General features: G+C 63.8%; 25 protein-coding genes. 11 read left to right on the forward strand and 14 right to left on the reverse strand.

What is annotated here, in order from left to right; genetic code table 11:
• Positions 1–140: 140 nt before the first annotated feature.
• Entirely contained in the window at positions 141–947 is an 807-nt protein-coding gene (locus ACNQR1_RS21480) for a hypothetical protein (protein WP_418047748.1), read from the reverse strand.
• A gap of 1,016 nt (positions 948–1,963) precedes the next feature.
• Here ACNQR1_RS21480 and ACNQR1_RS21485 point away from each other — a divergent pair.
• Genes ACNQR1_RS21485 through ACNQR1_RS21495 form a run of 3 tightly spaced genes read left to right on the forward strand, consistent with a single transcriptional unit; the run spans position 1,964 to position 4,936 of the window.
• Positions 1,964–2,359 carry an ArsR/SmtB family transcription factor gene (locus ACNQR1_RS21485; protein WP_063840634.1) on the forward strand — a complete coding sequence of 132 codons (396 nt, stop codon included), beginning with the start codon at positions 1,964–1,966 and terminating at the stop codon, positions 2,357–2,359.
• The gene (locus ACNQR1_RS21490) at positions 2,356–4,323 is read left to right on the forward strand and encodes a heavy metal translocating P-type ATPase (protein WP_011891568.1); all 1,968 of its coding nucleotides are present in this window, start codon (positions 2,356–2,358) and stop codon (positions 4,321–4,323) included. Before ACNQR1_RS21485 ends, ACNQR1_RS21490 begins: the two co-directional genes overlap by 4 nt.
• A 19-nt stretch (positions 4,324–4,342) precedes the next feature.
• The gene (locus tag ACNQR1_RS21495; protein ID WP_011894055.1) at positions 4,343–4,936 is read left to right on the forward strand and encodes a cadmium resistance transporter; all 594 of its coding nucleotides are present in this window, start codon (positions 4,343–4,345) and stop codon (positions 4,934–4,936) included.
• An 89-nt stretch (positions 4,937–5,025) separates the two neighbouring features.
• Here ACNQR1_RS21495 and ACNQR1_RS21500 read toward each other — a convergent pair whose 3' ends face one another.
• The 8 genes from ACNQR1_RS21500 to ACNQR1_RS21535 all read right to left on the reverse strand — a co-directional run bounded on the left by ACNQR1_RS21500 (position 5,026) and on the right by ACNQR1_RS21535 (position 14,174).
• Positions 5,026–5,889, reverse strand: coding sequence for a TniQ family protein (locus ACNQR1_RS21500; RefSeq protein ID WP_011891571.1), 864 nt, complete (start codon positions 5,887–5,889; stop codon positions 5,026–5,028).
• A 2-nt stretch (positions 5,890–5,891) separates the two neighbouring features.
• Complete coding sequence (locus ACNQR1_RS21505) at positions 5,892–6,905, reverse strand: TniB family NTP-binding protein (protein WP_011891572.1); 1,014 nt, start codon at positions 6,903–6,905, stop codon at positions 5,892–5,894.
• Positions 6,893–8,845, reverse strand: a complete 1,953-nt coding sequence (locus tag ACNQR1_RS21510; protein ID WP_036372924.1) for a Mu transposase C-terminal domain-containing protein — start codon at positions 8,843–8,845, stop codon at positions 6,893–6,895. Before ACNQR1_RS21510 ends, ACNQR1_RS21505 begins: the two co-directional genes overlap by 13 nt.
• 137 nt (positions 8,846–8,982) lie before the next feature.
• Positions 8,983–9,714 (reverse strand): TnsA-like heteromeric transposase endonuclease subunit, encoded by a 732-nt coding sequence (locus tag ACNQR1_RS21515; protein ID WP_235718637.1) that lies wholly within the window; start codon positions 9,712–9,714, stop codon positions 8,983–8,985.
• Positions 9,715–10,174: 460 nt separating this feature from the next.
• The gene (locus ACNQR1_RS21520) at positions 10,175–11,191 is read right to left on the reverse strand and encodes an AurF N-oxygenase family protein (protein ID WP_418047749.1); all 1,017 of its coding nucleotides are present in this window, start codon (positions 11,189–11,191) and stop codon (positions 10,175–10,177) included.
• Positions 11,192–11,526: 335 nt separating this feature from the next.
• Complete coding sequence (locus ACNQR1_RS21525) at positions 11,527–12,543, reverse strand: hypothetical protein (protein ID WP_418047750.1); 1,017 nt, start codon at positions 12,541–12,543, stop codon at positions 11,527–11,529.
• Positions 12,540–13,568, reverse strand: a complete 1,029-nt coding sequence (locus ACNQR1_RS21530) for a hypothetical protein (protein ID WP_418047751.1) — start codon at positions 13,566–13,568, stop codon at positions 12,540–12,542. The genes ACNQR1_RS21525 and ACNQR1_RS21530 overlap by 4 nt, the downstream gene beginning before the upstream one ends.
• A gap of 288 nt (positions 13,569–13,856) precedes the next feature.
• Positions 13,857–14,174, reverse strand: coding sequence for a hypothetical protein (locus tag ACNQR1_RS21535; RefSeq protein ID WP_418047752.1), 318 nt, complete (start codon positions 14,172–14,174; stop codon positions 13,857–13,859).
• A 252-nt stretch (positions 14,175–14,426) separates the two neighbouring features.
• Here ACNQR1_RS21535 and ACNQR1_RS21540 point away from each other — a divergent pair, with 252 nt between their 5' ends.
• Positions 14,427–14,762: a hypothetical protein gene (locus ACNQR1_RS21540; RefSeq protein ID WP_418047753.1), complete on the forward strand. Its 336-nt coding sequence runs from the start codon at positions 14,427–14,429 to the stop codon at positions 14,760–14,762.
• 65 nt (positions 14,763–14,827) lie between these two features.
• Here the strand turns inward: ACNQR1_RS21540 and ACNQR1_RS21545 are convergent, their stop codons facing one another.
• Entirely contained in the window at positions 14,828–15,748 is a 921-nt protein-coding gene (locus tag ACNQR1_RS21545; RefSeq protein WP_418050439.1) for an MBL fold metallo-hydrolase, read from the reverse strand.
• A 213-nt stretch (positions 15,749–15,961) separates the two neighbouring features.
• Between ACNQR1_RS21545 and ACNQR1_RS21550 the strand changes: the two genes are divergently transcribed.
• Complete coding sequence (locus tag ACNQR1_RS21550; protein WP_418047754.1) at positions 15,962–16,513, forward strand: helix-turn-helix domain-containing protein; 552 nt, start codon at positions 15,962–15,964, stop codon at positions 16,511–16,513.
• A 17-nt stretch (positions 16,514–16,530) separates the two neighbouring features.
• Here the strand turns inward: ACNQR1_RS21550 and ACNQR1_RS21555 are convergent, their stop codons facing one another.
• Positions 16,531–17,076, reverse strand: coding sequence for a phage baseplate assembly protein V (locus tag ACNQR1_RS21555; protein WP_418047755.1), 546 nt, complete (start codon positions 17,074–17,076; stop codon positions 16,531–16,533).
• A gap of 63 nt (positions 17,077–17,139) precedes the next feature.
• Positions 17,140–17,994: a phytanoyl-CoA dioxygenase family protein gene (locus ACNQR1_RS21560; RefSeq protein WP_418047756.1), complete on the reverse strand. Its 855-nt coding sequence runs from the start codon at positions 17,992–17,994 to the stop codon at positions 17,140–17,142.
• A gap of 44 nt (positions 17,995–18,038) precedes the next feature.
• On the opposite strand from ACNQR1_RS21560, the gene ACNQR1_RS21565 reads away from it, so the two are divergent.
• Together ACNQR1_RS21565 and ACNQR1_RS21570 are read left to right on the forward strand one after the other, a co-directional pair.
• Positions 18,039–18,632, forward strand: coding sequence for a TetR/AcrR family transcriptional regulator (locus ACNQR1_RS21565; protein WP_418047757.1), 594 nt, complete (start codon positions 18,039–18,041; stop codon positions 18,630–18,632).
• 53 nt (positions 18,633–18,685) lie between these two features.
• Positions 18,686–19,768, forward strand: a complete 1,083-nt coding sequence (locus tag ACNQR1_RS21570) for an SDR family oxidoreductase (protein WP_418047758.1) — start codon at positions 18,686–18,688, stop codon at positions 19,766–19,768.
• On the opposite strand, the gene ACNQR1_RS21575 is transcribed toward ACNQR1_RS21570, so the two are convergent.
• Entirely contained in the window at positions 19,765–20,445 is a 681-nt protein-coding gene (locus ACNQR1_RS21575) for a TetR family transcriptional regulator (RefSeq protein ID WP_418047759.1), read from the reverse strand. The genes ACNQR1_RS21570 and ACNQR1_RS21575 overlap by 4 nt on opposite strands.
• A 119-nt stretch (positions 20,446–20,564) precedes the next feature.
• Here ACNQR1_RS21575 and ACNQR1_RS21580 point away from each other — a divergent pair, with 119 nt between their 5' ends.
• From ACNQR1_RS21580 to ACNQR1_RS21590, 3 genes are read left to right on the forward strand one after another with little or no spacing between them, the layout of a single operon-like run.
• The gene (locus ACNQR1_RS21580) at positions 20,565–21,593 is read left to right on the forward strand and encodes an NADP-dependent oxidoreductase (protein WP_418047760.1); all 1,029 of its coding nucleotides are present in this window, start codon (positions 20,565–20,567) and stop codon (positions 21,591–21,593) included.
• Positions 21,590–22,684, forward strand: a complete 1,095-nt coding sequence (locus ACNQR1_RS21585) for a phosphotransferase (protein WP_418047761.1) — start codon at positions 21,590–21,592, stop codon at positions 22,682–22,684. Before ACNQR1_RS21580 ends, ACNQR1_RS21585 begins: the two co-directional genes overlap by 4 nt.
• A 14-nt stretch (positions 22,685–22,698) precedes the next feature.
• Entirely contained in the window at positions 22,699–23,817 is a 1,119-nt protein-coding gene (locus ACNQR1_RS21590) for a hypothetical protein (protein WP_418047762.1), read from the forward strand.
• Positions 23,818–23,835: 18 nt separating this feature from the next.
• Here the strand turns inward: ACNQR1_RS21590 and ACNQR1_RS21595 are convergent, their stop codons facing one another.
• Positions 23,836–24,432, reverse strand: coding sequence for a hypothetical protein (locus ACNQR1_RS21595; RefSeq protein ID WP_418047763.1), 597 nt, complete (start codon positions 24,430–24,432; stop codon positions 23,836–23,838).
• A gap of 318 nt (positions 24,433–24,750) precedes the next feature.
• Between ACNQR1_RS21595 and ACNQR1_RS21600 the strand changes: the two genes are divergently transcribed.
• On the forward strand, positions 24,751–25,152 hold the full coding sequence (locus tag ACNQR1_RS21600) for a hypothetical protein (RefSeq protein WP_418047764.1): 402 nt from the start codon (positions 24,751–24,753) through the stop codon (positions 25,150–25,152).
• The last annotated feature ends 3 nt before the right edge of the window (positions 25,153–25,155 follow it).

Genomic DNA, 25,155 nt, shown 5'->3' on the forward strand with positions numbered 1-25,155 from the left:
CCCGATTCACACCGATCCGCCAAAACCCGCCCCGCAGAGCGCAGATCATCGAGTACAGCACTACAGATAAGCATGTCGCCCACGGTCGCAAACACCATCCCGATCACCGTCAGCGACAGTCGAGGACACCCGCAACCGACCTACAGATAACCGCGTAACTCGTTGATGCGCTGAGCTGCCTTGTATCCGCAGTACAACCCAAACATCGCATCGAACAGAACGCGCACCTTCGCGTACTCCGGTATGGAGTCCGGGGACTTCACGGCAATGGACAGATTCACCGGATTCGCGTGTGCCAGGTTCGAGAGGCGAGCATAGAAGTTGTCATCCTCCAGAAATCTCAGGCGCCGGCCGTGGACTTTCTTGCTGTTTCTTTCCTCCTCGACATACATCGACGCCACCAACTGGTCTTCTTGGCTGGTCTGCTTCGGCTTTTTTAGGCCATGCGTATCGATCCAGCGTTGAATCTCATCAGTCTCGGAGTTCATATGGCCATGAGCCTTATTCGCGACGCCTGTCTTCCAAAAATGCAGAGACAGGCTGCAGCGGTCCCATGCCGATAAGCCGGGGTCGCTCAGGCGAAATGCTTTCGCCGAATACACCGCGGTCGCTCGGGCGAGGACCGCAGGTGACACCGCCCACTGCGACGGGCTGTTCAGGACCGATGCCGAGGCGAAGAGAGTTTCGCCGGCTCCACGCAGGCACAGGGACGCTAGCTCGTGCGCATCCTTGAGCGGCTGCTGCAAGCCTTCGCTCTCGTTCCACCCGTGCTCTGAATCGAACACCTCGATGTCGATGCCAGGTTCTACGCAGCGCATCCTCGACGTCTCGTTTAGCAGATGCGCACCGGTGACGCTGACAACGACGGCATTGAGGAGTAATTCGTCAATGGCCGACATCAGTTCGTCGTCTGGAGCAAGTTCGTCGTTGCATTCGGAAACAGTCATGTCGTTACCGTATCCGCTAGGTCCAATCGATTACGGAATGGCGTGGCGGGACCGAAAGATTCTGTGCCGCAGAGAAAAAGTTCATCGGCGAATCCTGCCGTTGTCTGGCACACGACAAGCTCGCTTGCCCGCCTGATGAGTCGAGGGCCTCAGTCTCGACGTTGCGCTGTCCGCATCTCGTCGCCTTCCATCGCCAACCTGGACACCGGGCACCGGACCTCCGACGCCCGCCCGCATCACCGTGGCCGCTGCTTCCCGTGCAGGTTGAACTTTCAGGTACGGCTTGCAGATCGGCGGTCTACCCGACGGACCTCACCGACGTGCTCGTTGGTGACCCGGCAGTAGAGCCGGCCCGCCGCGATCACCTCCGGAGCTTCCAGGTACGGCACGCAACGACCGGGCCAAACGGTTACCGAACATGCGAGTTAGCCGAACTTTCCGCAGCAGAAACGCTAGCGGATCCCGACCACGGCCCGACACTCTCAAGTCTTTCCGGATTCCGCCCGACACTCTCACGTGTTCGCGGAATAATCGCCAGCGGATCGGTCCGCGACTAGTTGAAAGTACCCAGGTCACAGCACCCTTGTACTCTCAACATTTCCCGGATCGGACATCAATCTCTTCACCCTGCCTGCGGAGTTGTTCCCAGGAGCTTCTCGTGTCCAATCATCACCCGTCTCGTTCATGGCGCGGCTGTGCGATGTGTAAACCTCACAAGCGTCGCGGCGCCGGCCGTGCCGCCAAGGACCCGGTCGCCGCGTCGACGCCCCGGATAAGTACGCCGGTACTCGCGTCGCTCCATCGGTGTCCGTTCTCATTTGATCTGACACAGGACCAGTGAGCTGAACTGCGGTGTATCAGATCGGATGAGAATTCCACTTGACCAGCTTTATCAGCCGATCTGATGCACGACCGAATTCGTCTGCGACGCTCGCCGCGACCGGGAGCAGCTCCGAGAATGGCTGTCACGAATGCGCCCCTTTCGCTAAATCGGCTTCGATGGTTATCATCGTTGTGTGACGATGAATAAGCGGGACACCTGCCTGGCCGGCAACACGTCCGACCTCGATGCCGCGGTGGCACTGTTCCACAGTCTCTCCGATGCGACGCGGTTGACGATCGTGCGCCGCCTGGCTGACGGGGAGGCGCGAGTTGTCGATCTGATCGGTGAGCTGGGGTTGGCGCAATCCACCGTCTCCGCGCACGTGGCGTGCCTGCGGGACTGTGGGCTGGTCACCGGCCGCCCAGAAGGCCGTCAGGTGTTCTATTCCTTGTCTCGCCCCGAGCTGCTGGACGTGCTCGCTGCGGCGGAAACGCTGCTGGCGGCCACCGGCAACGCGGTGGCGTTGTGTCCCACCTATGGAACCGGCGCCCGGGGTGCGGCGATCGACACCGAGGAGACGCGGCAATGAGCGATGCCTGTGGCTGCGGCAGCGACGAACCCCGCAGCGCCGAGGAGCAGGAGCGTGAACCCGAACGGCTCTGGCAGATCACAGAATTGCAGTTCGCCGCGCTCTCCGGGGTACTGCTGCTGGCGGCGTTGATCGCCAACCTGGTCGGCGCCGCCGACCCGGTGGTGCTCACGTTGGAGGCAGCGGCGCTGCTGGCCGGCGCCTATACCTTCGTGCCGTCCACCCTGGGGCGGCTGGCCAAGGGCAAGATCGGGGTCGGCACGCTGATGACCATCGCCGCCGTGGGCGCGGTGCTGCTCGGCGAGGTCGGTGAGGCCGCGATGCTGGCGTTCCTGTTCTCCATCAGCGAAGGCCTGGAGGAATACTCGCTGGCCCGCACCCGCCGCGGACTGCGCGCACTACTGTCGCTGGTGCCCGATGAGGCCACCGTTCGCCGCGACGGCACCGAAACAACCATCGCGCCAACAGAATTGCGCATCGGTGACCTCATGGTCGTCAAACCCGGAGAACGAGTCGCCACTGACGGCATCATCACCCGGGGCCGCACCGCCCTGGACCTCTCGGCCATCACCGGCGAATCAGTGCCCGTTGAAGCCGGCCCCGGTGATGAGGTGTTCGCCGGGTCGATCAACGGAGCCGGCGCCCTCGAAGTAGAAGTCAGCACCACCGCCGAGGACAATTCCCTGGCCCGCATCGTGCGCATCGTGGAAGCCGAGCAGTCCCGCAAGGGCGCCGCCCAACGTTTGGCTGACCGCATCGCCAAACCCCTGGTCCCCGCCGTGATGATCGCCGCCGCCCTGATCGCCGTCGCGGGGAGCCTGCTCGGTGACCCCGCCACCTGGATCGAACGCGCTCTGGTGGTGCTGGTCGCCGCCTCGCCCTGTGCTCTGGCGATTTCGGTACCGGTCACGGTCGTCGCCGCCATCGGCGCCGCCAGCAAGCTGGGCGCCCTGGTCAAAGGTGGCGCCGCGCTGGAAGCGCTGGGCAGGATCCGTGGGGTCGCCCTGGATAAGACCGGTACCCTCACCGCCAACCGGCCCACCGTCATCGAGGTGGCCACCACCCCCGACGTCACCCCCGAGCACGTCCTGGACCTCGCGGCCGCCGTAGAGGCCCGCAGTGAACACCCCCTGGCCGCGGCGATCCTGGCCGCCGCCGGCACCGTCACCCCCGCCGCCGACGTCGAGGCAGTCACCGGCGCCGGACTCACCGGCCACCGCGACGGGCACCGCATCCGGCTGGGCCGCCCCGGCTGGCTCGACCGAGGTCCGCTCACCGCCGAGGTCACCCGGATGCAGCAGGCCGGAGCCACCGCCGTCCTGGTCGAAGACAACGGACAGGTGATCGGTGCCATCGCCGTGCGTGACGAATTGCGGCCCGAGGCAACCGAAGTCATCACCCAGCTGCGCCGCGACGGCTACCAGGTGGCGATGCTCACCGGCGACAACCACGCCACCGCGGCCGCCCTGGCCCGCGAAGTCGGCATCGACACCGTGCACGCCGATCTGCGCCCCGAAGACAAAGCCCGACTGATCGAACAGCTCCGCACCCAGCGCCCCACCGCGATGGTCGGCGATGGCGTCAACGACGCCCCCGCACTGGCTACCGCCGACCTCGGCATCGCGATGGGCGCCATGGGCACCGACGTCGCCATCGAAACCGCCGACGTCGCACTCATGGGTGAAGACCTACGCCACCTGCCACAAACATTCACCCATGCCCGCCGCGCCCGACGGATCATGCTGCAAAACGTCGGCCTATCCCTCGGACTGATCATTGTGCTGATGCCGCTGGCTTTGTTCGGGGTGCTCGGGTTGGCCGCCGTCGTGCTCGTCCATGAACTCGCCGAAATCGTGGTCATCGCCAACGGTGTGCGCGCCGGCCGCACCACAGCACTGACCGCACTCACCGCACAGCGGTCAACCAACCTAGCCACCGCGACCGCAGTGGGTGCCCCGTCGTGACCACCGATGGCACACACCCATGATCCTGTCGTCGGTTCTGCCCGCGATCGGGCTGTTCATCGTCACCAACATCGACGACATCATCGTGCTTTCACTGTTCTTCGCCCGCGGCGCAGGACAACGCGGGACCACCTCCCGGATCACCGCCGGCCAATACCTGGGATTCGCTGGAATTCTCGGCGCCGCCGTCCTCGTGACCCTAGGTGCGGGCGCATTCCTGCCGCCCGACGTCATCCCGTTCTTCGGACTCATCCCCCTCGCCCTGGGACTGAAGGCGGCTTGGCAAGCCTGGCGCGGAAACGGTGACGATGATGGTGACGCGAAGGTTGCGGGCAAGACCGTCAGCGTCTGGGCGGTCGCTGGCGTGACCTTCGCCAACGGCGGCGACAACGTCGGCGTCTACGTCCCGGTCTTCCTCAGCGTCGGACACGCAGCCGTCGTGGCCTACTGCGTCGTCTTCCTTCTTCTCGTCGGGGTGCTGGTGGTCATCGCCAGATATGTTGCCACCCGCCGCCCGATCGCGGAGATCCTCGAACGATGGGAACACATCCTGTTCCCGATTGTTCTGATCGGACTGGGTATTGTCATCCTGATCGGCGGCCTAGCTTTCTAGCTCGTCTAGTATTTCCATCTACGTATGCCTCACGGTCGGCTGGCAATGGGTTTTCCTACGAATATGGTTGCAAGATAAAGACTTTTGCATCAGGTATGAACGATCATTGATTTATCGCGGGACTTCCGGATGATCTGCTGGTTGTTCAGCCAGCCGTCGAGGGCCGCGGTGGTCGCCGTCTCATCCTCGGCGCCGAACACTGCGTTCGCGGCTGCCAAGAGAGCTACGCGGGCGACACTGGGATCGCCGGTGCGGTTCAACAATGCTGGCCGCTGGTCAATGATGACTGCGGCCATCCGGACTGTTTCGACGTAGGTGGCGATGTGCAGGTTGACCGTTGAGATGCTGGCCCATCGCCCCCGTAATGCGATACCGGTGGCCGCGCTATCACCGAGACCGTCATCCCGTCGGAATCGGCGCTGCCGCAGCACTATACGTGATGCGTCGTTGATCGCTAGCTCAACGATGTCGGGGGCATTGCGCTTGGCCAGGGCATGATGTGCCCTGGCAGATCGGGCAACAGCTGGATGGTGTTTCAGTGACATCTGATCGTCCCATCGCTGGGCGGAGGGGCCAATCCAGCGGCCGTGGCGATGACAGACGGTGAGGTGGTCGGGCAACCAGCAATGGACCGGCTGGGGCACCCCTCGCCGTGCTGTGCAGTACCGGCAAATCGGGCGGGCACGTGCCCGCTGGCGGGTGAGATCACGTTCATCAGCGGTCAGGCCCCGCAGTCGGGCGCAGAGGACATGTCGTGGGTAGCCGCTGAGGCGGGCGAGGCGCTCAGGGTCGACGTAATGGCTCTCGCGTGCGGCGTAGTCGCGCAGGCTTTGGGGTGGGATTCTGTTGGCGTGGGCGAGTCGGGTGGTGAAGGAGTACACGGTCTCATCGCGAAATGCGGTGACTGACTGCGGAAGTGGTCGTGGTGGGAGTCGGGGCCAGTCGGTGATCACTGCTATCCGGCGCTGCGTTGGGCTGAGGCCTGAGCCGCGTAGTCGATGAGGACGCTGTCCAAGCCCTCGCGGTCGATGTGTTCGGTGTGGTCCAGCATTGCCCGGATGGCTGCCGAGCGGATGAGGTGGGCGAGGCTTCCGATCATTCCGCCGGTGCGCTGGTGCAGGTGTTTCGTCTGGCGCACGAGCGTGCCCGGCTCGTGTCGGTGCAGTCGCAGGGTTCCCTCCATCGCGGCGACCAGAGCCCGCCACTCCTGCCCATACGGGAAGGCCGCTGTGTTGATGACACCGCAGCGCCCGGCAAGCTGGCGGCCGCGAGTACCGGTAAACACTCCGGAGCGTTCGACGTCAATGCCGGCGTAGACGAAGGTCGCGGGCAGGTGTTCGGTGAAGTACTTGAGGTGATCGGAAAGTTCTTCTCCGGCACGGGTATCGAGATTGAGGTTATGGATCTCGTCGACGACCACTATGTCGGTACGCGCATCGATGAGCACTTGGCACACCGCGTCGGCGATATCGGTGACGTTCATCCGTCGTACCGGTGGAAGCCCGAGGAAGCGGGCGAATTCCATTGCGAGCTTGCGTGCTGAGCCCTTCGGTGGAGCGGTCACGTAGACGACAGGGATGCGGGTTTTGTCCGAGTAACGGGTGCGGATCCGAAGTTCGTGGAACCGGCCGAGTTGTTTGATGGCCGTGGTCTTTCCGGTGGCTGCGCCACCGGAGACGATCAGCCCTCGCCGGGCGCCGATCTCGCGTTGATTCAGCAAAGTGAGCAGCTGACCCTCGTTGGTGATCTTCTGGATCGCCGAGGTGGTCACCACGACGAGCTCGGAATGGTGGGCCACCCTGGCCTCGTTGTAGGCGATCCGATCAGCATCGTCGAGATCGGACCAGTCTTGGTCGGGCAGCAAGGTGAATTCAGGCCGGTCAGCGTCAATGAACCGTCGCCACCCTTCCAGGGTTGTCGTCGGCTGCCGGCGCTCCTCGAGTTGACTGATCGGACTCACCAATGCCACTGCTCGGCCTCCTTACGTGCGTCGAACACCGGCAACGGGATGACATCAGCAAGATCGTCATCGTCGGAGTTCGCTGGCCTGTCGGTGCTCACCTCAGACGGTTCCTGGTTCTGGTTGGTGCCCTCGACACTGGGGTGTGGCCAGGACGGCTCGGGGATGGATCGGGCCCTGGCGGCTGCGCGTCGAGCTGCTGGCGGGTCCTGCTGGGTGTCGGGGCCGCGTTCGGCACGGTCCAGCAGGGCGTCGGCCGCCGCCGCGATCTCGGCTTCGGTCACCGGATCTGCGCCCCTTTCGGCGACGATCGCTTGGGCCTGTTTCCACACGGTGTCCCCGAACGGCACTGCAGCGGTGCGCATGTGGGTCCAGGTCGCGGTGATCCAACCGTCGTCGTGGTGATTGCGAACCCAAATCTGAGAGACGTCATAGGGGTCGTAATGAACCTCCCACCGGCCGTTGCGGGAACGAACCCCAGAGTCGACTCGCCGGTACGGGTTCAATGCCCGGGCATCGTAGGTCCGGTGATTGACCCGGATACCCGCTGAGCCGATGGTGCGCCACGTCGCGGGCAACAACTCGATGTAAGCATCAGCGCTCAGAGGCACCGGGACGTAACCAGCGACTTCGACCAGGGCCGCGAACTTCTCGTTCGGCGTCAGCGCTTTGCCCGGGGTCACCGGGTCACGTAGTCCGTCGTGGGGACGGTTCTGCCACACCGCGACGAGCCACTCATCGAGCAACGCCTGCAGTTCCACCAGCGACCACACTGCGTCCTGGTCGGCGTTCTTGCCGCGACGTTCCACGCTGGAACCGACATACCCGGCGACATACTGGGCGAACAATGTACCCACCGACTGCAGGGTGCGTTCCACCTTCGGTTTGTCGGTGGGCTGATCCGGATGAGCGGGTTGCAGGTTGATGCCCAGTGAGCAGCACGCCTGCTCAAATGTCTTGGAGAGAAACGCTTTCCCGTGATCACAGACGATGGTCTCGGGAGCGATCACCGGGCGAGCCGCGGCATCGGCGAGCCGTTGATCGATATCGGTCAAACGCCGATGCGGCAACACCGAGCGTGACAACCGCAACGCATCGGACCAACCCGGGCGCATCGGCTCTGGGGTCAGCGCCTTGGCCAACAGCAGCGCGGCATCGACGGCCTTGGTGGTGGGCCGCAGAACTGCCGCCGGGATCGAGCGGGTGACGTTGTCGACCATGGCGGTCAGCTCCACCCGATCGACTACACCGTCGTCAAGGACCACCCGCACGTCCAGCGGGGTGGAGTCGATTTCCACCATTTCACCGGGACGGGCCGCGGTTACCGTGCCGAAGGGGCCGTCGGGTTGCTTGGCCAATGACCTGCGAGTACGGGCGGAACCGAAGGTGTGTTTGCCTTCCTCCAGGCGTTTGACGAGCCGGTAGAAGGTCGCCTGTGACGGGGCCTTCGGGGCGTCGTCGGGACCGTATTCGGCCAACAGCGCCTTCTCCAGCTTGCGCTGAAGTCTGCTCACCGTGCCGGTTGATAGCTCAGTTTCGTTGTCGATCAGACGCCGGACCACGGCAACGACACGCTCATCGACACGGCCCAACACTGGACGTTTGGCGAGATAGCGGCCGTCCACCAATCCCAGAAGACCTTTGGCCTCGTAGCGAGATCGCTGACGCTGCAGGGTGATCAACGCCAGATCGTGACCGGCTGCTCGAAGCTCCTCAAGCTTGGTCAGCTCCCTCTGGCGAAGGGATCGGACCGCCGGATCGAACTCTGGCCGGATTGGCTGCCCAGGCGGACTTTCGGGTCGGCGCCCGGTCAATACCTCAACGATGTGCTGCTCCCACCATCGTGCGCGATCAGCGACCTCCTCGGGGACACCTTCGAGCGCCTCAACAGACCACAGCACCGGTCGTGACCCCGCCAGAACCTCCAGAGTCGAATCGGCCAATACCATCGACAGGGGAACGGTTGTGCGTTCACCAACAGCGTCGACAAGCCGTACCGATCCTCCGGCCAGACTTGCGACCGTGAAAACCCGTGAACCTAGACGGATTTCATCGCCTTCACGGATCACACCGCCTCGAAGCGAACTCATAACGCTGCCGCGCTCACTGCCGTCCGATCGTCGAGGACCGTCCGGGACAGATCGACCACCAAGCGTCGATGCCAGAGCAGATGGAACAGCACAGGCAGCACCACCAGCGGGTCGCCCACCGCCGTCGCGCCCTCCAGAAGGGGCTGCTCGCGGGCGAAACAGCTCAACAGTTCTGCCGCCACGCCAGGTCGCAACGCTCTCGGATGCCGGTACCCAGACAGCCACCGCAGGTTCGCCGCCAGCACAGGGTCCAATACACCGACGCGCCGGTACTGCCAGCCGGCCGCAATGCACACGACCTCCGAGCGGGCGAACAACTCCGCATCAGACTCAGGAATCCGGTCATCGGGACGAACATCGACGATCACGACCGTGCCGTCGGATCTGCGAGCGTAGTAGTCGGGCACATGATGACGGCCATCGGGCCATCGCAGCCGAAAAGGTTGGGAGGCAACGCCAACGGTTTCAGGATTAGCATCCAATGCCATCAGCTGATCCCGCTCAACCCACGATTCATAACCGATGTGCCGGCGCGTCGTCGCGAACCACCACAGCCCAGGAAAATTCCGTTGCCCACGAAACGACGGAAACGACCGCACCGGCTCGCAATCGACATCGAACCGGATCCCATGAGCCAACTCCAATGGAAGACGGGAAGTCCCATCCACGTCGGCTACCTCAAACACCGCATCGCACCGGCCCGCGGCAACAGCATCACCGGCCAGCATCGACATGCCCAGAACGGTACCGGCTGTATCAGATCAAATGAGAAAGGCGCGCCGATGTGTCACATCAAATGAGAATGCTTCAGATCGGATGAGAACTGACAATCGGCGGCGACGGCCATCAAGGGCTCCGCCCCTTCCAGGTCTCGCCTCGGTATTTACGTCACAGTGACGATTTATCGCCTGGTGGCTGCATGGCGGATTTGGTTGCCGTGCAGGTACTTTGGCGCACCATCGGCCTGAGCTGAGGCTCGGCCGCAGACTCAAGGGCACGGCCGGTGATGGCGCGGGCGGGCTCGGGTGACAATTTGGTCGAACCGGGATGCGGCCGGGCCCCCGGGGGGACCCATTTTCCCATGCGATCCCTCCTATCCCCTCTTTGAGAAGGGAGGCGCCGCAACCTAATTCGTCACTGTGATGAAATAGGTTGCGCTGCAAGAGGTTTCCGGTTAGGCGCGGATGGTCACGCTGCGCCGACCGCCTGGCGCGCAGGTTCGCTACGGTAACGGGACGCTGGACCGTCGATTCGCAGAACCCGCCACAGGATCTTGGCGATCGGGTTCATCAGGCCGGTCTCTACAGCGAGCATCCGCACATCGCCATAGATCTCACGGAGCATCGCCCTGGATTCGGGCGCCCGCCAGTAGATCTCTTTCTTCACCGATCGTGGGATCTCGAACTCGCGCCAGAATGAGCGCGGCGGCTTGGCGATGAGTGTGGCCGCCAGGCGGAAGCTGAGCGGATAGATGATCGACAGCCCGAATCGGCTGAGCCGCCGCATCTCCGGGATTCGCCGACGCAGGAACTCGTGGGCGAACGAGATGTGCCGGGCTTCCTCAGCGACGTGGATCGCCATCACGCGCTCCATGATGGGATGTATCGGTTTGCCCTCGCGCAGGATGGACTTCTGCATGTGGTCGATCGGCTCCTCGCCGCAAAGCACCATCATGAAGAAGAACACCGGCATCGGACTCGCGAACAGCGGGGGCAGTGAGTGCATCCATCTCAGCCACCGCGCCAAACCTGGAACATCCACGCCCGCGTGATTCACCATCTCCTGGAACATCAGGGTGTGGTTGCACTCTTCGACAGCCTCGTGCAGGCAGTACCGGTATTCAGGGCTGCCGTTGGGAACCCAGAAGGTGTAATTCAGGATTCCTCGGATCAGCATGTTCTCGAATTGCAGGCCGGCCTTGGCGACATTCGCCTGACGCCACATGCCGATCGCAATCTGCTTCTGCAGCGGCTGCGCCTGGTACCACGGGCTCATCCCAATTGGATCGCTATCCGCTGCAAGCACCCAGCGCGGGTCGTTCTCGATCACCTTGAACTCCGGCGAATCCCACGGAATGTCCTGATAGGGATTGAAATTGCGGCGCACCGATCCCGCTGAGAGAGTTTCGAGCCTGGTGCAATAGTCCGCGTCGTCGCGGACGTTCATTCCGTCCCGCCACCGACTGATCGCCTTCGCAAATGCCATGACGTCGTTGCTCCTAGACGGTTGATTCACCGTGGCCAATTTACCGAGACCCTGAGTCCCACTACTCTCGTATATAGGACACCCTGTCTCGTACGCCTGTCAAGTAGGGAATCCCCTGTCCCTGGCGGCCACGCCTCCCGCGCTGGAGGCAAATCTGCGCTTGCCACAATGCATCTCGATATCCGGGCCCACAACATCGGAGCGATCATGCCCGATGCGCGTCCGCTACCGGGACCAGCTACTGACGAGGTTTTGGAGCCGACACGGTCCATGAACCGGGTGTGCTCCCCCATTGCGGAGACAAAGCAGGGTCCGCAAGCGGCTGTCGGCCGCCGTCACCACCAGGTCGTAGGACGCGGGGGCCTGATGAACCGGATTGGGCGCAGGACCCACGCCCAGACGGTATCGAGTAGCCGACCGAGTTCCGGCCAAGGACTCTGGTCGCTGTCGGGTAGCCAGCCGATCACGGTTACCTGGTTTTGCTCATAGTTCGTCAGATAAACCAGCTCTTTGCCGGGCTGTACAGCGAGATCCGCAATCTCACCACCTGTTTGAACCGCATTGATGACTTGGCCGGCACCGGTATCCACCGCCGTGAACACGCCTTTCCCGCCGACGTAGGCGCGTGTGTCGGTCGCGTTGAGCGCGATCGCCAAGGCAGGAGGACTGAACGGAATCGACCAAATCCTCGCTTGTTCGCCGACGCTGAACGCATTCAACGGTCCGGCGTTGCGGTTTGTATTGAGGGCGATGGAACCGACGTACACCCGAGCGTTACCGGAATTGACCGCGATCCCGACGGGTTCGTCGCCGACACCGATGGTCGACGTCACCGCATAGATGGTGGTGTTGACCACCGACACCACGTTGTCCTCGTCGTGGCCGACATACAGTTCGTCGCCACTGGGGCTGAGCGCCAGGTACCTGTCGGCGTAGGTGAATTCGATGGTGGCGATGTTTACCTGTGAGGCGATGTCGATCACCCGAACCGTGTTGTCGTCGAAGCAGCCGAGGAAAAGACGAGCGCCGTCCGGGTGGGCGAGTACCGACGCAGGGCGCGCGGGCAATGAGAAGGTTGTACTGACCGTGTTGGTCGCGGTGTCGATCACCGACAGCACGCCGCCGTCATCTCGTTCGGACACCACATACGCCGAAGACCCGTTAGGGCTCATGGCGATCTCGCGAAGATTTGGCCCCACAGGGATATTGGCAGTCACGCCGTAGGTCACGGTGTCGATGACCGATACCGAACCGGCCGAGTTGCACACGTACGCGTGCCTGCCATCGGGTGCGACGGCAATGCCGATTCCATTCGCGGGCAATGGAATCGTCTGCAGGATCTGGTAGCTCATGACGGCTCGCTGGTGAAATTGGTTGGGCGTGGAGGTCTCGTGAACACACGAGGCAAGACGATTTCCAGCAGCCGGCGAATCCTGGCGATCGCCTCTGCAAGGGAAGGCGGAAAGTAGTCTTCGATCACCGCCACGCTGTTGTTCCCATAGGCGGCGTAGATGCGCTGCTGGTCGGGGCTGACAACCACACCTGTCACTAAATCGGCGATGGTCACCGTGTTGACAACGCTGTTCGTGGCGGTGGCGATCACCGTCAGCGCGCTCCCGTTGCTGACGTAGAGGCGGCGGCCATCCTGGCTGAATGCGGCGCCGATGGGTGGCCCTGCCAAAGGGATGGTCGCCGATATGACCTTGCTGGAGGCGTCGCACACGTACAACGCCCCTGTGGAGGGATTCAGTTGGCCGGCACCGATATAGACATGTGCGCTGTCCGGGCTGACGGCGATCGCCCATGGGGTGTCGGCCACCGGGATTTTTGCGGTCACGAGATTGGTCGCGGTGTCCACCACGGTCACCTGGTGAATGTCGCCACCGCCGACGTACAGGTGAGAACCGTTCGGGCTGATCGCGAGCCAGAAGCCCGCCGAGTCGACGTCGATCGTCGCGGTAATGCCGGCGGTGGCCAGGTCGATGACTTTGACCGAATGGTTGTTTTCGCATCCCACATACAACCGGGTCCCATTCGGGTGGATGGCCACACCCAGCGGCCGATCGTCGACCACGATGTTCGCGGTCAGTTTGTTTGTGACCGTATCGATCACCCTGACAGCGCCGCCAGGAACCGCGGCGGCGGGCCCGTTGTTTTCAGGCGTGACAACGTACAGTTTGGTGCCGCTCGGGTGGATCGCCATCCCGGCGGTAGTGACCGCGACGCGAATGGCGCCGATCATCTTCTTGGCGGCGGTATCGATGACCGACACCGTGCCGGAATCGTTGTTGCATGTGTAGGCACGCGCACCGTCGGGGCGCATGGCCATGAACGTGGGTCGGTCATTTATCGGGATGGTGGCGACTACCTTCTTCATCGCGGTCCCCTCGTCAGCTCAGTCGTAACCACTGCCGCGAATGTTCAGCGCGAGTTCTGCTGAGCGCACGCTGTTTCTCCCACGTGAAGTATGTCCCCGAAGTTGCCTGGAGCACATGAGTAGCCGACTACTCGATTGATGTGCGGTTGTCGTCACCGTTGGAGATCACTACGAGCGTCTCGCGATACGCCGACGTGGGAAGCAGACACCGACAATTCCCGCCTATCCGCAATTCAATGGGAAATAGGTATTCGGCGCATCCTATGCATCAATTTGTCGGTGGAACGTTCAGCGCTTGCACATCAGATCGACGTACGCGGTCGTGTAGCGCACCAGATTGTTCACCCTGCCCGTCGGACCCCGCTGTACCCAGGAATGCTTGACGTCTGTGCCTTGGCGCACAGCGGTCACCGTGCATTGATCCATGGGCGCGTTGCCCACCTTGTTGAGGATCACCCGGAATCCCTGGGCTTCGAGGTCACTGATCGTCGCCTGCGCCGAAGTCTGGCCGGTCGGCGCTGCAAGGGCCGGCGCGGCTGAGCACAATCCCAGTACCGCCGCAGCTGAGGCAACGACGACGCTCCCTACGATCCTGCCGCTCGACAATTCAATTCCCTTTCCGATATTTCAAGCAGTGCATGCACAAAATTTCCGCGCACGGTTTTTTATCGAGTTTAGTCGTGGCAGAAAATAAGGCGAGGAACTCATAGGCGACGCATAAGTATGCCCATACGAAATTCATAGCAATCTCATCCGCTTTGCAGACACGACGGCTCACCCTGCGACGATTGCGGCGGACGGGCGGAGTGCATGCCGGTGATAGCGTCGAGGGACGCTAGTTCACGAGGAGCCGGACAGATGCCCACAGAGCCGCGGCGGACGCTGCAGCACAGTGCGCTGTACGTGTCGATCGTGGTTGCGCTGACAATGACGGTGGGCTGCAGTGTCGACATGATCCGGCCGATCGCATCGGATGACTCGGTGACGACGCTGCCGGTCCCGGCCAACGTTCCGCCGTTTCCGATGCCCAGCGACATCCCACCGGTGCCGTTGCCGAGTGCCGTCCCTGTCGTGGAGATGCCGAACGAGATCCCGCGGTCGCCGCTCCCGGCCGACGTACCGCGCATTGAGATGCCCGGCGAGATCCCCCAGATTCAATTGCCGTCCGCCATCCCGCCGATCCCTTTCCCGTGAACGGCTAGCGGGTCGATATCCGCCACTGTGACCTATTGCGTTGTAACAAAATATCTTTCACAGCATCAGACGCTGTGGTCGTGGCTGGGAATGATAGTGACACTCCGACGTATGGCGTAGAGGCGGTGCAGCGTCTCCCACGCCCTATCGCGGTCGGCGTCGGCGAGTAACCCCGGGTAGGACGCCTTTTGCCGAAATCGATCGATCTGGACACGTCCCCATACAGCGTCGCCGGCGAGCAGTGTTGGGCCGGCGAGGGTTTGGACCACGATCCCGATACTCGCCGGCGTATGCCCCGGCAGGTCGACCAGGATGACAGATCGGTCACCGAACATGTCGAGGCTGCGTGGGAAGGTCAAGATGGGCGGGCCGTCAAGGTCGTAGAGGGTCACCGGTCTGTTGCGCAGTGCAGGACGCACGCCGCCCTGCGGTGCAAGCTGGCTGCCCATCATCCAGGCGTGCTCGGGACGATGGAGATGTACAGGGAGCCCGGGCAGGTCGAGCAGCCCGGCGATGTGATCCCAATGCAGGTGGGTAGGCAAGGCGAAGTCGATGTCGGCGTCGTCGATGCCGGCGAGCGCGAGGGCTTCCCGGATATCGACGACGTCGCGACGCGGTTTCACCGCAAGCCGGAGAATCCAGGGCAACTCGGCCACCGCGCGATCGATGACGTTCACACAGACGCCCGGGTCCACGAGGAACGTCGCCTTGGGATGGCGGATGACGAAAGCGTTGATCAGGTTGGCGGTTCGTCCCGGTCGCCACACTCCTTCGGCGATCGCCGGAGTCGGCACCATCCGTGCCCGTTGCGGCAACGTGATCAACTCGACTGTCGTTGCGACCGTGGGCAACCCGTGGTCCGTCAGGGACGCCAGGAGCCGATGATCGGGCCGGCGCGGCCGAACGACGCCGAGTGGCAACCCGGCCAATGCCTGGCAGCACGTCGACAAGCTCGGTTTGGCAACCTCAACGGCGTCGCTCACCATGTGCTCCTTCGACGCGCCTGCCGGTTCCGGTTTCATCTGATCGATAGCCGACTCGGGCGTCAGTCATCCAGCCCCCCTGGTGATTTCACACGATCTGTTGAGGCGACCGGCCGGGTCGCACATACCTGACGATTGCATGCCAGTGACAACATTGCAACCCAGTAGGCATTATTATTGCCAGTGTGGCAACGCGCGGAGCGGTAGGGTTACCCCGTGGCAGAGCCTGAACCCCATGACGACAGCTGGATCGGTAGGCGGGTCGGCGAGTACCGCCGCGACCGCAACTGGACCCTGGCCACACTCGCCGAGAAAGTCGGGCTGTCCACCACACAGCTGTCCCGCATCGAGTCGGGCACCCGTCAACCCTCCGTCGGTACCCTCATCCAGATCGCCCATGCTTTTGGAGTATCCCTGAGCCGTCTCGTCGACGAGCAGTACACCGCCCCTTACCATCTCACGCGGGCGGCCGATCGCTCCTCGCGCTCGAAAGCGAAGGGGCTCACCCTGCTCAGCGGTGACTTCCCGGGGCTGCAGGCCGTGCATCTGGCGGTGCCCGGCAACACGGACGGCCCGGAGGCTCGCCACAGCGGCGAAGAATGGCTCTATGTACTCCAGGGCGCGGTGGATGTCCAGATCGGGGCCGACACCATCGAACTCGCTGCCGGAGACGCCATCCATTTCCCGGCTCACGCCACCCACCGCGTCCACAACCCCGGCGATGCGCCCGCCGAGGTTCTCCTGGTAGCCACCCCGACCACCGGGTGACCGGGTCCGCTCCGCCGTCACATGATGTTGCCGGCGCCGGGCGTATAGGACGGCGATATCACGCCGGTGGACGCGACCATCGTCGTGCACGTGACGGTGCCGCTGAATCTGGCCGTCGGTGCATCAACGTTGACCACCGGCGCGGTAATCGTCAGGCCGCCATCGGATTCGAGGACGAGTTCGGTCCCGTTGGGATGCAGGACCCGCACTTCCTGTGCGGGCTCGTCGATCACCACCTGATGTCCGGTCCCCAACGTCAGCAACCGTACCGCCGGGATCGGCGGATTTTGCCTCAACGCACCGATCACGTAGGGCCGGCTGGGGTCGCCCGCCTCGAACGCGACGAGCACCTCTGCGCCTACGGCCGGCGCCTCCTGCGCGACGCTTGCGACGGGGTGTGCGACTGGCGCCCACAGCGTGTCGCCACCTGCCTCAAGAGGCATGGCCACTTTTACGCGCCCCGCCAGTTGCGGATCGACGTTCTCCGCGACGAGGCCCCGGTAGACCCCGAACACATGCTGATCGCTCATGCCATCAATGATCGCGGTCAGCGACGCCGACATGGTGCGACTTGCTCGGATCGGGCTGGGTTTCGATCCAAACATTCACCTTCGCACTGGGATACGTCAGACGGGCTGGGCTCCAGGCTCGAGCAGTCGCTTGGGGTGCATGCCATCGACCTGGCCGATGAACGGCGGGTGGATGCTGTAGCCGAGCATGCGGCGGATGTCCTCGGACACCGCCCGCACGGTGTCCCGGGTCATCGACAAGGTGAACGCCTCCTGTGGACGCAGCCACGGTTCGCAATACTGCGCGGTCAGGGCCAGACGTGCTTTCGCCGAGCGGTTGGCGCCTCCGCCGTGCCACAGGGTTCCGAGGAAGAAGACGCATGACCCGGCGCTCATCACCACCGGTTCGCGTTCGGCGGGCTCGGGCAGCCGATCGCCCCATTCATGGCTGCCGGGGACGATGTCGGTGGCGCCGTTGTCGGCGGTGAAGTCGTCGATCGCCCAGATCGTGGCTGCGCCCAACGCTTTTCGCGGTCTGGGTAGCGGGTAGAAGCCATCGTCGGTGTGCAGCATCTGGGCCTGCTCCCCCGGCAGGATCTTGATGACCTGCAACATCGACAGCAGATAGTTCGGCATGAACAGCCGGTCCAGCAGGGCCAGTACCCGCGGATGATCGGCGATGCGGTCACACGTGCGGGTCTTGTTCAACACGCTGTACACCCGCTGAGTGGCATGACCTTCAAATCCGTTGCGGCCCCGCTGCTCCAGCAGCGGCCCGACATCCGCCCGGATCGCGTCCAGTTCGGCTGCGGTGAGCAGGTCGGGCAGGATCACGTAGCCGTCGCGCAGTACCGCCGCCAGATCCGCCTCGGCCACGGCCGGGTCGACCTGCTCGCCACTGCTGCGGGTTCGCCGATACGTACCTGCCAGGTCGCCGGACAGCTCCGTCAACGATGTCACTTCAGTGCTCATATCGCCCCGCCCAAACATAACTGACTTCTGTTATGGTCCGAACTATGGCACGGGCCCCGATCGGACGTCAACAACTGCTCGACGCCGCCCATGACGAACTCGTGCAGGGAAACGGTGTCATCGAGCTCAGCGGGCTGACCCGCCGGGCCGGCCTCAGTACCGGCGCTCTCTACCACCACTTCGGGTCCAAGAGCGGCCTGCTGGCGGCGATCTACGACGCCTTTTACGACGGGCTGCGCCATGCCATCGCCGATACCCTCCTCCCCACCGGGGATTGGGCCACTCGCGAACGCGACCGCACCCACCGCTTCGTCTCCTACCATCTGGCCGACCCGCTGGCGCCGATCCTGCTCAACCGCACCGCGAGCGACCCGCAGCTGACCGAACTCGAGGCCGCCTACATCCACAACCTCATCGACAACGCGGCCGCCAACATCCGCCACGGCCAGCAGGCGGGTGAGCTCCCGGCCGACCTCGATCCCGACAGTGCTGGTGCTTACGTCATCGGCGGCCTGCGCCACGGCATCGCGCAACAACTCCGGGTCACGCCGACGCCGAATTCCGATCAAGCCACACAAACACTTTGGCGCTTCACCGCAGCCGTCCTCGGCATCACACAGGCCGACGCGGCCGACTGATCCCTGGTCGGCAGCACGCCCGGCGCACTGAACCTGTAGGAGAGGACCCGAAGATGAGCACACCCCGGACACCGGTCGACCTGGATGCGCCGGTGCTCGTAACCGGCGCCAGCGGCTACATCGGCAGCTGGATCGTCCGGTACCTTCTCGAAGCCGGCCGCACCGTCCACGGAACGGTGCGCAACCCGCAGAAGCCCTCTGGGCTGGAGCATCTGCACAAGCTTTCGGCTGACCATCCCGGCCGGCTGGAGCTCTTCAAGGCGGACCTGCTCGAGCCCGGCAGCTTCGACGAGGCCATGAACGGATGTGAGTTGGTGATGCACACGGCGTCGCCGTTTCTGCTCTCCGGTTTCACGGATGCCCAGGAGGCCCTGGTTCGCCCTGCCCTTGAGGGAACCCGCAATGTGCTGGACGCGGTCGATCGCACGCAGAGCGTCAAGCGCGTGGTGCTGACCAGCAGCGTGGTCGCGATCTATGGAGACGCCCGTGAGTCTCGAGATGTCCCAGGCGGCGTATTCACCGAGGAGCATTGGAACACCACCAGCAGTGTCGACCATCAGCCGTACCCCTATTCCAAGACTGTGGCGGAGCAGGAGGCCTGGCGGTACCAGCAGGCACAGAACCGTTGGGGCATGGTCACCATCCATCCCGGCCTGGTGCTCGGGCCGTCGTTGACCAGTGCCAGCGACTCGGCCAGTCTCGGCACGATGAAGCAGTTCACCGACGGCAGCCTGTTGGCCGGGGCGCCCGCGCTGACCATGGGTGTGGTGGATGTGCGTGACGTCGCGGATGCCCACCTGCGAGCTGGTTTCACTCCCGAGGCCAACGGCCGCTACATCGTCAACGCCGACTCTCTGACCCTGCTGGAGATCGGCAAGGTGCTGCGCCGCCGGTTCGGCCCGCTGTACCCGTTCCCGAGAATGACCGCGCCCAAGATGCTCGTCAAAGCCATCGCTCCGATGGCCGGTCTGACCCGAAAGTTCGTCGACCGCAACATCGGATACCCGCTGGAGTTCGACAACAGCCGCAGCCGGAACGAGCTGGGACTGGACTACCGGCCTGCCGAACAGACGGTCACCGATCACTTCCAGCAGATGCTTGACGACGGGTTGGTCCGCCGAATGCCCGGTAGCTAACCCCCGGGTTCGGGTGGAAGCCCGTACTGCACGGCAATGCCGGTGAGCAACATCGTCATTCGGTGTTGGAAGGTCGCTTCACTGAACGGGTCGTAACCGGACTGGGCGACTGCCCGCAATGTCGGATAGTCGGACGCGGGACGTTTGGCGGTGAGTTTGAAGATCCGGGCGAGCCACGGCTGTCCGCTCTCGGCGTGAAGGTGTTCGCGATGCGCCTCGGTGACACTGCCGATCGCGATTGCGCTCACCGCCGCCCACACGGCCATCGCGTCATCGGGCGCCAGTCCGTGCTGGGCCAGCGCCTCGACCGCATCGCCGTTGCACTCCATCTCCATGTCGTCGCGGACCCCGCCGGTGACGAATTTTTCGACCAGGGCCGGCTGCGAGGCCAGCACCGTCCGGATGTACGACGCATAACTGCGCATCCAGGTCGCCCAGTGCTCTCCGGCGTAGCGGGGTGGCGGGGAGTTGACCAGCGCACTCTCGGTCGCCAGACGTAGAAGATCGTCCTGGTTCTTCACGTGGTGGTAGAGCCCGGGAAGGCTGACGCCGAGGTGTTCGGCAACCCGGCGCATGGTGACGTTCTCGGTACCGATCTCCAGCACCGCAGCGACGATGGCGCCCTTGTCGATGCGCGGCGGCCGTCCACGGCGAGGCACTGCGTCGTTGGAGGTCACGGAATCCTCCTACCAGGCGGGACACTCTCAATCTGGGGGTTGACGGTAATCGATGTGAGTTCTAAGAATCAATATGAAAATTCAGATGACCGTCTCGATCTGCCACAGGAATGAGCAACATGACTGACGCCGCGCACCGCCAGAACCGTCAGGTCCTGTTGCGCCGCCGCCCCACCGGACTGGTCTCCCCCGATGACACGGAGATGGTGACCACACCAGCACCGGTGCCCGCCGAAGGGGAGGCACTGCTGCGGACCACTTACGTCGGCATCGACGCAGCCGCCAGGACCTGGCTGGACGGCGAGCCGGGCTACCTTCCGCCCCTCGAACTGGGCGACGTGGTGCGGGTGGCGGGTATCGGCGAGGTCGTCGAAACCCGTTGTGATGCATACAAAGTAGGTGACCTTGTCACGACCCTGACCGGACTGCAGGATTACGCGATCATCCGCGACGACCTCTTCAGTACACCGGTGGTCGGATACACCGATCCGCTGGCGGTGATGTCGATCTACGGGCCCACCGGCGCGACGGCCTACTTTGGCATGAAGGGTGTCGGAAACCCGCAAGCCGGTGAGACCGTCGTCGTGTCGGCGGCCGCGGGCGCCACCGGTTCAGTGGCCGGCCAGATCGCCAAGATCGCCGGCGCTCGGGTGGTCGGGATCGCGGGCGGCCCGGACAAGTGTCGGGCCGTGGTCGAAGATTTCGGCTTCGATGCCTGCGTCGACTACAAGGCCGGCAACCTGACCGCCGCGTTGAAGGAAGTGTGCCCCAACGGGATCAACGTGTACTTCGACAACGTCGGCGGCGACGTTCTCAACGCCGTTCTGGCCAATCTGGCGCACAAGGCGCGCGTGGTGATGTGCGGCATCATTTCCAGCTACCTCAACGGTGATCACCCCGGGCCGTCCAACTACGTGAATCTGCTCGCCACCGCCTCGACGATGCAGGGCTTCATCGCACTCGAAGAGTGGGCGCGCTTCGACGAGGCGTTCGCGGCGCTGCAAGGCTGGGAACAGCAGGGCCTGCTGGTCCACCGCGAAACCGTCTACGAAGGGCTGGAATCCAGCATCGACGCCCTCAACGGTCTGTTCAACGGGGCCAACATCGGCAAGATGCTGGTCAAGATCAACGAAGCCGGCCAGGGATGACCACGGTGAATCCCGAGCGGGGCACCGTAGCTGCACCGGGAGTTGTGGATACCGCCGAGGAGGCCGATCCGCAATGGCTCACCGCAGCGCTGAATTCGTCCGGCATCGCCGCAACCGTGGGGCAGGTGACGGCCGAGCGCGTGGGCACCGGCCAGATGGGTTCCTGCTCAAGACTGTTCATCGACTACTCGGACGGCAGCGGGCCTGACCGGCTGATCATCAAGCTGCCCGCCGTCGACGCCAACAGTCGCGCGGCCGGCACCCTCAGCTATCGGTGCGAGACCAGTTTCTACCGCGACTACGCGCACCGCATCAAGGCGCGGCTCCCCCGCTGCTACTACGCTGCGGCAGACGCCGAGGCCAACGGCTTCACCCTGTTGCTCGAAGACCTCGCGCCGGCTGAGCAGGGCGATCAAATCGCCGGTTGCACAGTGGATGAGGCCTTGGCCGCGGCAGTCAATGTCGCCGGGCTGCACGCATCGACCTGGAACGACCCCGCGGTGCGTGAGCTGGACTGGTTGATCCCCGATCTCACGGCGATGCCCGAGTTCGCGGCCGAGCTGCTGTCCAACGCCACCGACCAGTTCCTGCAGCGGTACACGCTGTCGCCTGAGACCGCCGTGGTGCTGCGGCGGTTCTCCGACGAGTTCATGTCCTGGGCGGCCGGACGCCGAGAGCCGTTCGCGTTGTTGCACGGTGACTATCGCCTGGACAACCTTCTGTTCGCCAAGGCCGATGCCCCCGATCCGGTGGTGGCGGTCGACTGGCAGGTCATGTCGACCGGGCTACCGCTGCGCGATGTCGCGCTGCTTGTCGCGCCGGGGCTGTCGATACCTGACCGACGCGCCGGTGAACGTGCGGTCATCGAGGCCTACCACCGCCGGTTGGCCGAACTCGGCGTCACCGGGTACAGCCTCGAAAGTTGTTGGGAAGATTATCGTTACGCGCAGTTCCAGGGACCCTTTGTGACCGTGCTCGGCGCCCTGGTGGGCCAGGCGTCCGAGCGAGGCGACCGGATGTTCACGGTCATGGCCGAACGGTCGGCCGCCGCGATCACCGACCTCGACGCATTCGCCCTCCTGGGCACATAGAAGAAACAGGACCGATGCTCACACCGTTCGACGACTACCCCATCCATTCGACGGCTGAGCCGGTTGCGACGCCGGCCAGTGCCGACCCCAACCATTACGACCGGTACTGGTTCAACGGGCATCAGCGCGACGGCGAGTTCTACTTCGGTGCGGCGATGGGCCACTACCCTGTGCGCGGGATCATCGACGCGGCGTTCAGTCTGGTCAAAGACGGTGTGGAGCACTCGATCTTCGCCTCCGGGGCGATGCCGTTGGACAGATCGGCCACTATCGGCCCATTCCACATCGAGGTCATCGAACCGCTGCGCGCTATCCGCTACATCGTCGACTCGAACGAACAAAATATCGCGTGTGACCTGACGTTCCAGGCCACCACTGTGGCCATCGAGGAACCCCGACAGCAGCGCCGAACCACCGAAGGCATTGTGCTGACCGACCATACCCGCCTCACGCAATGGGGCACCTGGGAAGGGACCATCAGCGTCGACGGTGAGGACACTAAGGTCGACGCCGGTTCGGTGCCGGGGACCCGCGACCGTTCCTGGGGAATTCGGCCGGTCGGTGAGCAGGTGCCGGTGATCCGCCAGCCGATGCCGTTCCAGGTGTTCTGGCTCTGGGCACCTCTACATTTCGGAGATCGGTTCACCCACTACGCCTTTCACGAGCATGAGGATGGGCGGCGGTGGTTGGAGACCGCGCAGGTTCTCGATCCGCTGCCGGCCGGCGTCTCCCCGTGCAGCCGGGTCGGAGTGCGTGAGTGCTACGACATCGGCTATGAGCTGGAGTGGGAACCGGGACGACGCGAAATCCGGCGGGCGCACCTGTGGTTCACCGATCCCGTCGAAGGCGAGACACACATCGAGGTGGAGAAGCTGTTCACCTTCCGCATGCGCGGAATCGGCTACTGGCATCCGCACTGGGGACATGGCTCCAACCACGGGCAATTCGAGATCGGCCGGGAGTCCATCCGTCTCGACGAATTCGACCCGACCGACTTCGCCTCGATCCACCTGCAGAACGTCGTCAAGGCCACGATGGGTGAACGTACCGGGATCGGTGTCGTCGAGCAGATCGCCATCGGACCCCACGCGCCTTCAGGGCTCACCGGATTCACCGACGGCTACCAGGCTTGAGACGGCGGAAGAGCTCCGCTAGCCGATTCGCGGGTCGCTCACCCCGTCGATCAGCTCATTCGTCGCGGGGTCCAGCCTCTCAAGGCGCGACACTTCGTCGGCGTCGGCCGTCACCTTCATGACCAGATCTGCCGGGTCCAGGCCCCGTGACTTCAGATTCGCAACTGCCGTCTCGACGGCCTCCTGCTCGCTGATGTCACGGCCGCCGGCATAGACCTTGACGGTGTGGGCGAAAGCGGTTGTTCCGTTCACGGGACGGTGAAACGAGACTCGCCGGACAGTGACGGCTTCCTGCGGCGCCCCGGTGACGCTACCCGTCGTATCGAACTGAGTGACGACCGACGCCGAGGCGCCGTTGTCGGTCAGGAGTTCAAAATTCACCTCGGTCACACCGGTTGCGACAAGGGTCGGCCCGTTCACGGTGACGGTCGATCCGTTGACTACGGCAGTACGAAAGAACCCGAAGCTGCGAAATATCGGTTTGGGCGGGAGATCGACGTTGAACTCCATGTGCAACGCCAGGGTCGACTGCGCGACGATGGAGCGCGGTGCATGCGAGTAGTGCACGGTGGCCGAATGACCCCAGGTTTGAACGGTATCCGTCAAGACGATCATCGCCGGCACCCCTTCTTCAGCTCGATGTGAACAAGCGTATGGAGCGGTGACGCGGGTGCCATGCGTAATCCGCTACCTGTTCTGTGCATTCGCGCGATAGGACGATGCCTGTTCTGGGGGCCTGGTGGCGGGCAACACGAGGCCCCCGTTGTCGTCAAGAACTCCGTCTGCCTCTACAACCAGCCCGACGGAGCGCATGACTGGCAGATCTGATCCGCGTAGCCCACTACGCGTGTGTTGCGGCCCGCCCCGTGGAACATTTGCGGCCACAGCTCACGACAGCCGCACCGGGGCTGATCAACGCCAGGAGGTCACACCGTGGACACTGAATCCTTCACAGGCACATGGAGCTACCGCAGTTTCGTCAACAACCCCGACCTCGACGTGAGCTTCGATGACCTCAGGTTCGGCGCAGGGACGCTGACCCTGCACTCGCCGAGTCTCGGCCGGCTGGCCGGAACGCTGGGTGGCGCAGGATGGGAACTCAGCCTCAAAGGGGCCGCTTCTTACGGGAATCCGTTCGCGTGCCGTCTTCAAGGTGTGGGGGTGATCGGCGGCGAAACCTGGGTGTACGACTACACCGGCTATCTGACCCCGGCCTGGCCGCATGGAGTCGACCAGATTCCCGCGATCACCGGATCGGTGATCCGCACCGTGCCCCATTCCGGTGGTCAGGCCGCAGCCGGGCTGGTCGCGTCCTTCATCGCCGTCCGGTCATAAACC

It is taken from the genome of Mycobacterium sp. 48b (assembly GCF_048282725.1).
Taxonomy (GTDB): Bacteria; Actinomycetota; Actinomycetes; order Mycobacteriales; family Mycobacteriaceae; genus Mycobacterium.

Coding starts and splice junctions, on each gene's coding strand:
- ACNQR1_RS21480 (WP_418047748.1), bottom strand. CDS start 947: ATGACTGTTTCCGAATGCAACGACGAACTTGCTCCAGACGACGAACTG.
- ACNQR1_RS21565 (WP_418047757.1), top strand. CDS start 18,039: ATGGCACGGGCCCCGATCGGACGTCAACAACTGCTCGACGCCGCCCAT.
- ACNQR1_RS21515 (WP_235718637.1), bottom strand. CDS start 9,714: ATGCTGGCCGGTGATGCTGTTGCCGCGGGCCGGTGCGATGCGGTGTTT.
- ACNQR1_RS21580 (WP_418047760.1), top strand. CDS start 20,565: ATGACTGACGCCGCGCACCGCCAGAACCGTCAGGTCCTGTTGCGCCGC.
- ACNQR1_RS21540 (WP_418047753.1), top strand. CDS start 14,427: ATGCCCACAGAGCCGCGGCGGACGCTGCAGCACAGTGCGCTGTACGTG.
- ACNQR1_RS21585 (WP_418047761.1), top strand. CDS start 21,590: ATGACCACGGTGAATCCCGAGCGGGGCACCGTAGCTGCACCGGGAGTT.
- ACNQR1_RS21555 (WP_418047755.1), bottom strand. CDS start 17,076: ATGTCGGCGTCGCTGACCGCGATCATTGATGGCATGAGCGATCAGCAT.
- ACNQR1_RS21510 (WP_036372924.1), bottom strand. CDS start 8,845: ATGGTATTGGCCGATTCGACTCTGGAGGTTCTGGCGGGGTCACGACCG.
- ACNQR1_RS21490 (WP_011891568.1), top strand. CDS start 2,356: ATGAGCGATGCCTGTGGCTGCGGCAGCGACGAACCCCGCAGCGCCGAG.
- ACNQR1_RS21590 (WP_418047762.1), top strand. CDS start 22,699: ATGCTCACACCGTTCGACGACTACCCCATCCATTCGACGGCTGAGCCG.
- ACNQR1_RS21530 (WP_418047751.1), bottom strand. CDS start 13,568: ATGAAGAAGGTAGTCGCCACCATCCCGATAAATGACCGACCCACGTTC.
- ACNQR1_RS21520 (WP_418047749.1), bottom strand. CDS start 11,191: ATGGCATTTGCGAAGGCGATCAGTCGGTGGCGGGACGGAATGAACGTC.
- ACNQR1_RS21545 (WP_418050439.1), bottom strand. CDS start 15,748: ATGGTGAGCGACGCCGTTGAGGTTGCCAAACCGAGCTTGTCGACGTGC.
- ACNQR1_RS21570 (WP_418047758.1), top strand. CDS start 18,686: ATGAGCACACCCCGGACACCGGTCGACCTGGATGCGCCGGTGCTCGTA.
- ACNQR1_RS21595 (WP_418047763.1), bottom strand. CDS start 24,432: ATGATCGTCTTGACGGATACCGTTCAAACCTGGGGTCATTCGGCCACC.
- ACNQR1_RS21525 (WP_418047750.1), bottom strand. CDS start 12,543: ATGAGCTACCAGATCCTGCAGACGATTCCATTGCCCGCGAATGGAATC.
- ACNQR1_RS21560 (WP_418047756.1), bottom strand. CDS start 17,994: ATGAGCACTGAAGTGACATCGTTGACGGAGCTGTCCGGCGACCTGGCA.
- ACNQR1_RS21495 (WP_011894055.1), top strand. CDS start 4,343: ATGATCCTGTCGTCGGTTCTGCCCGCGATCGGGCTGTTCATCGTCACC.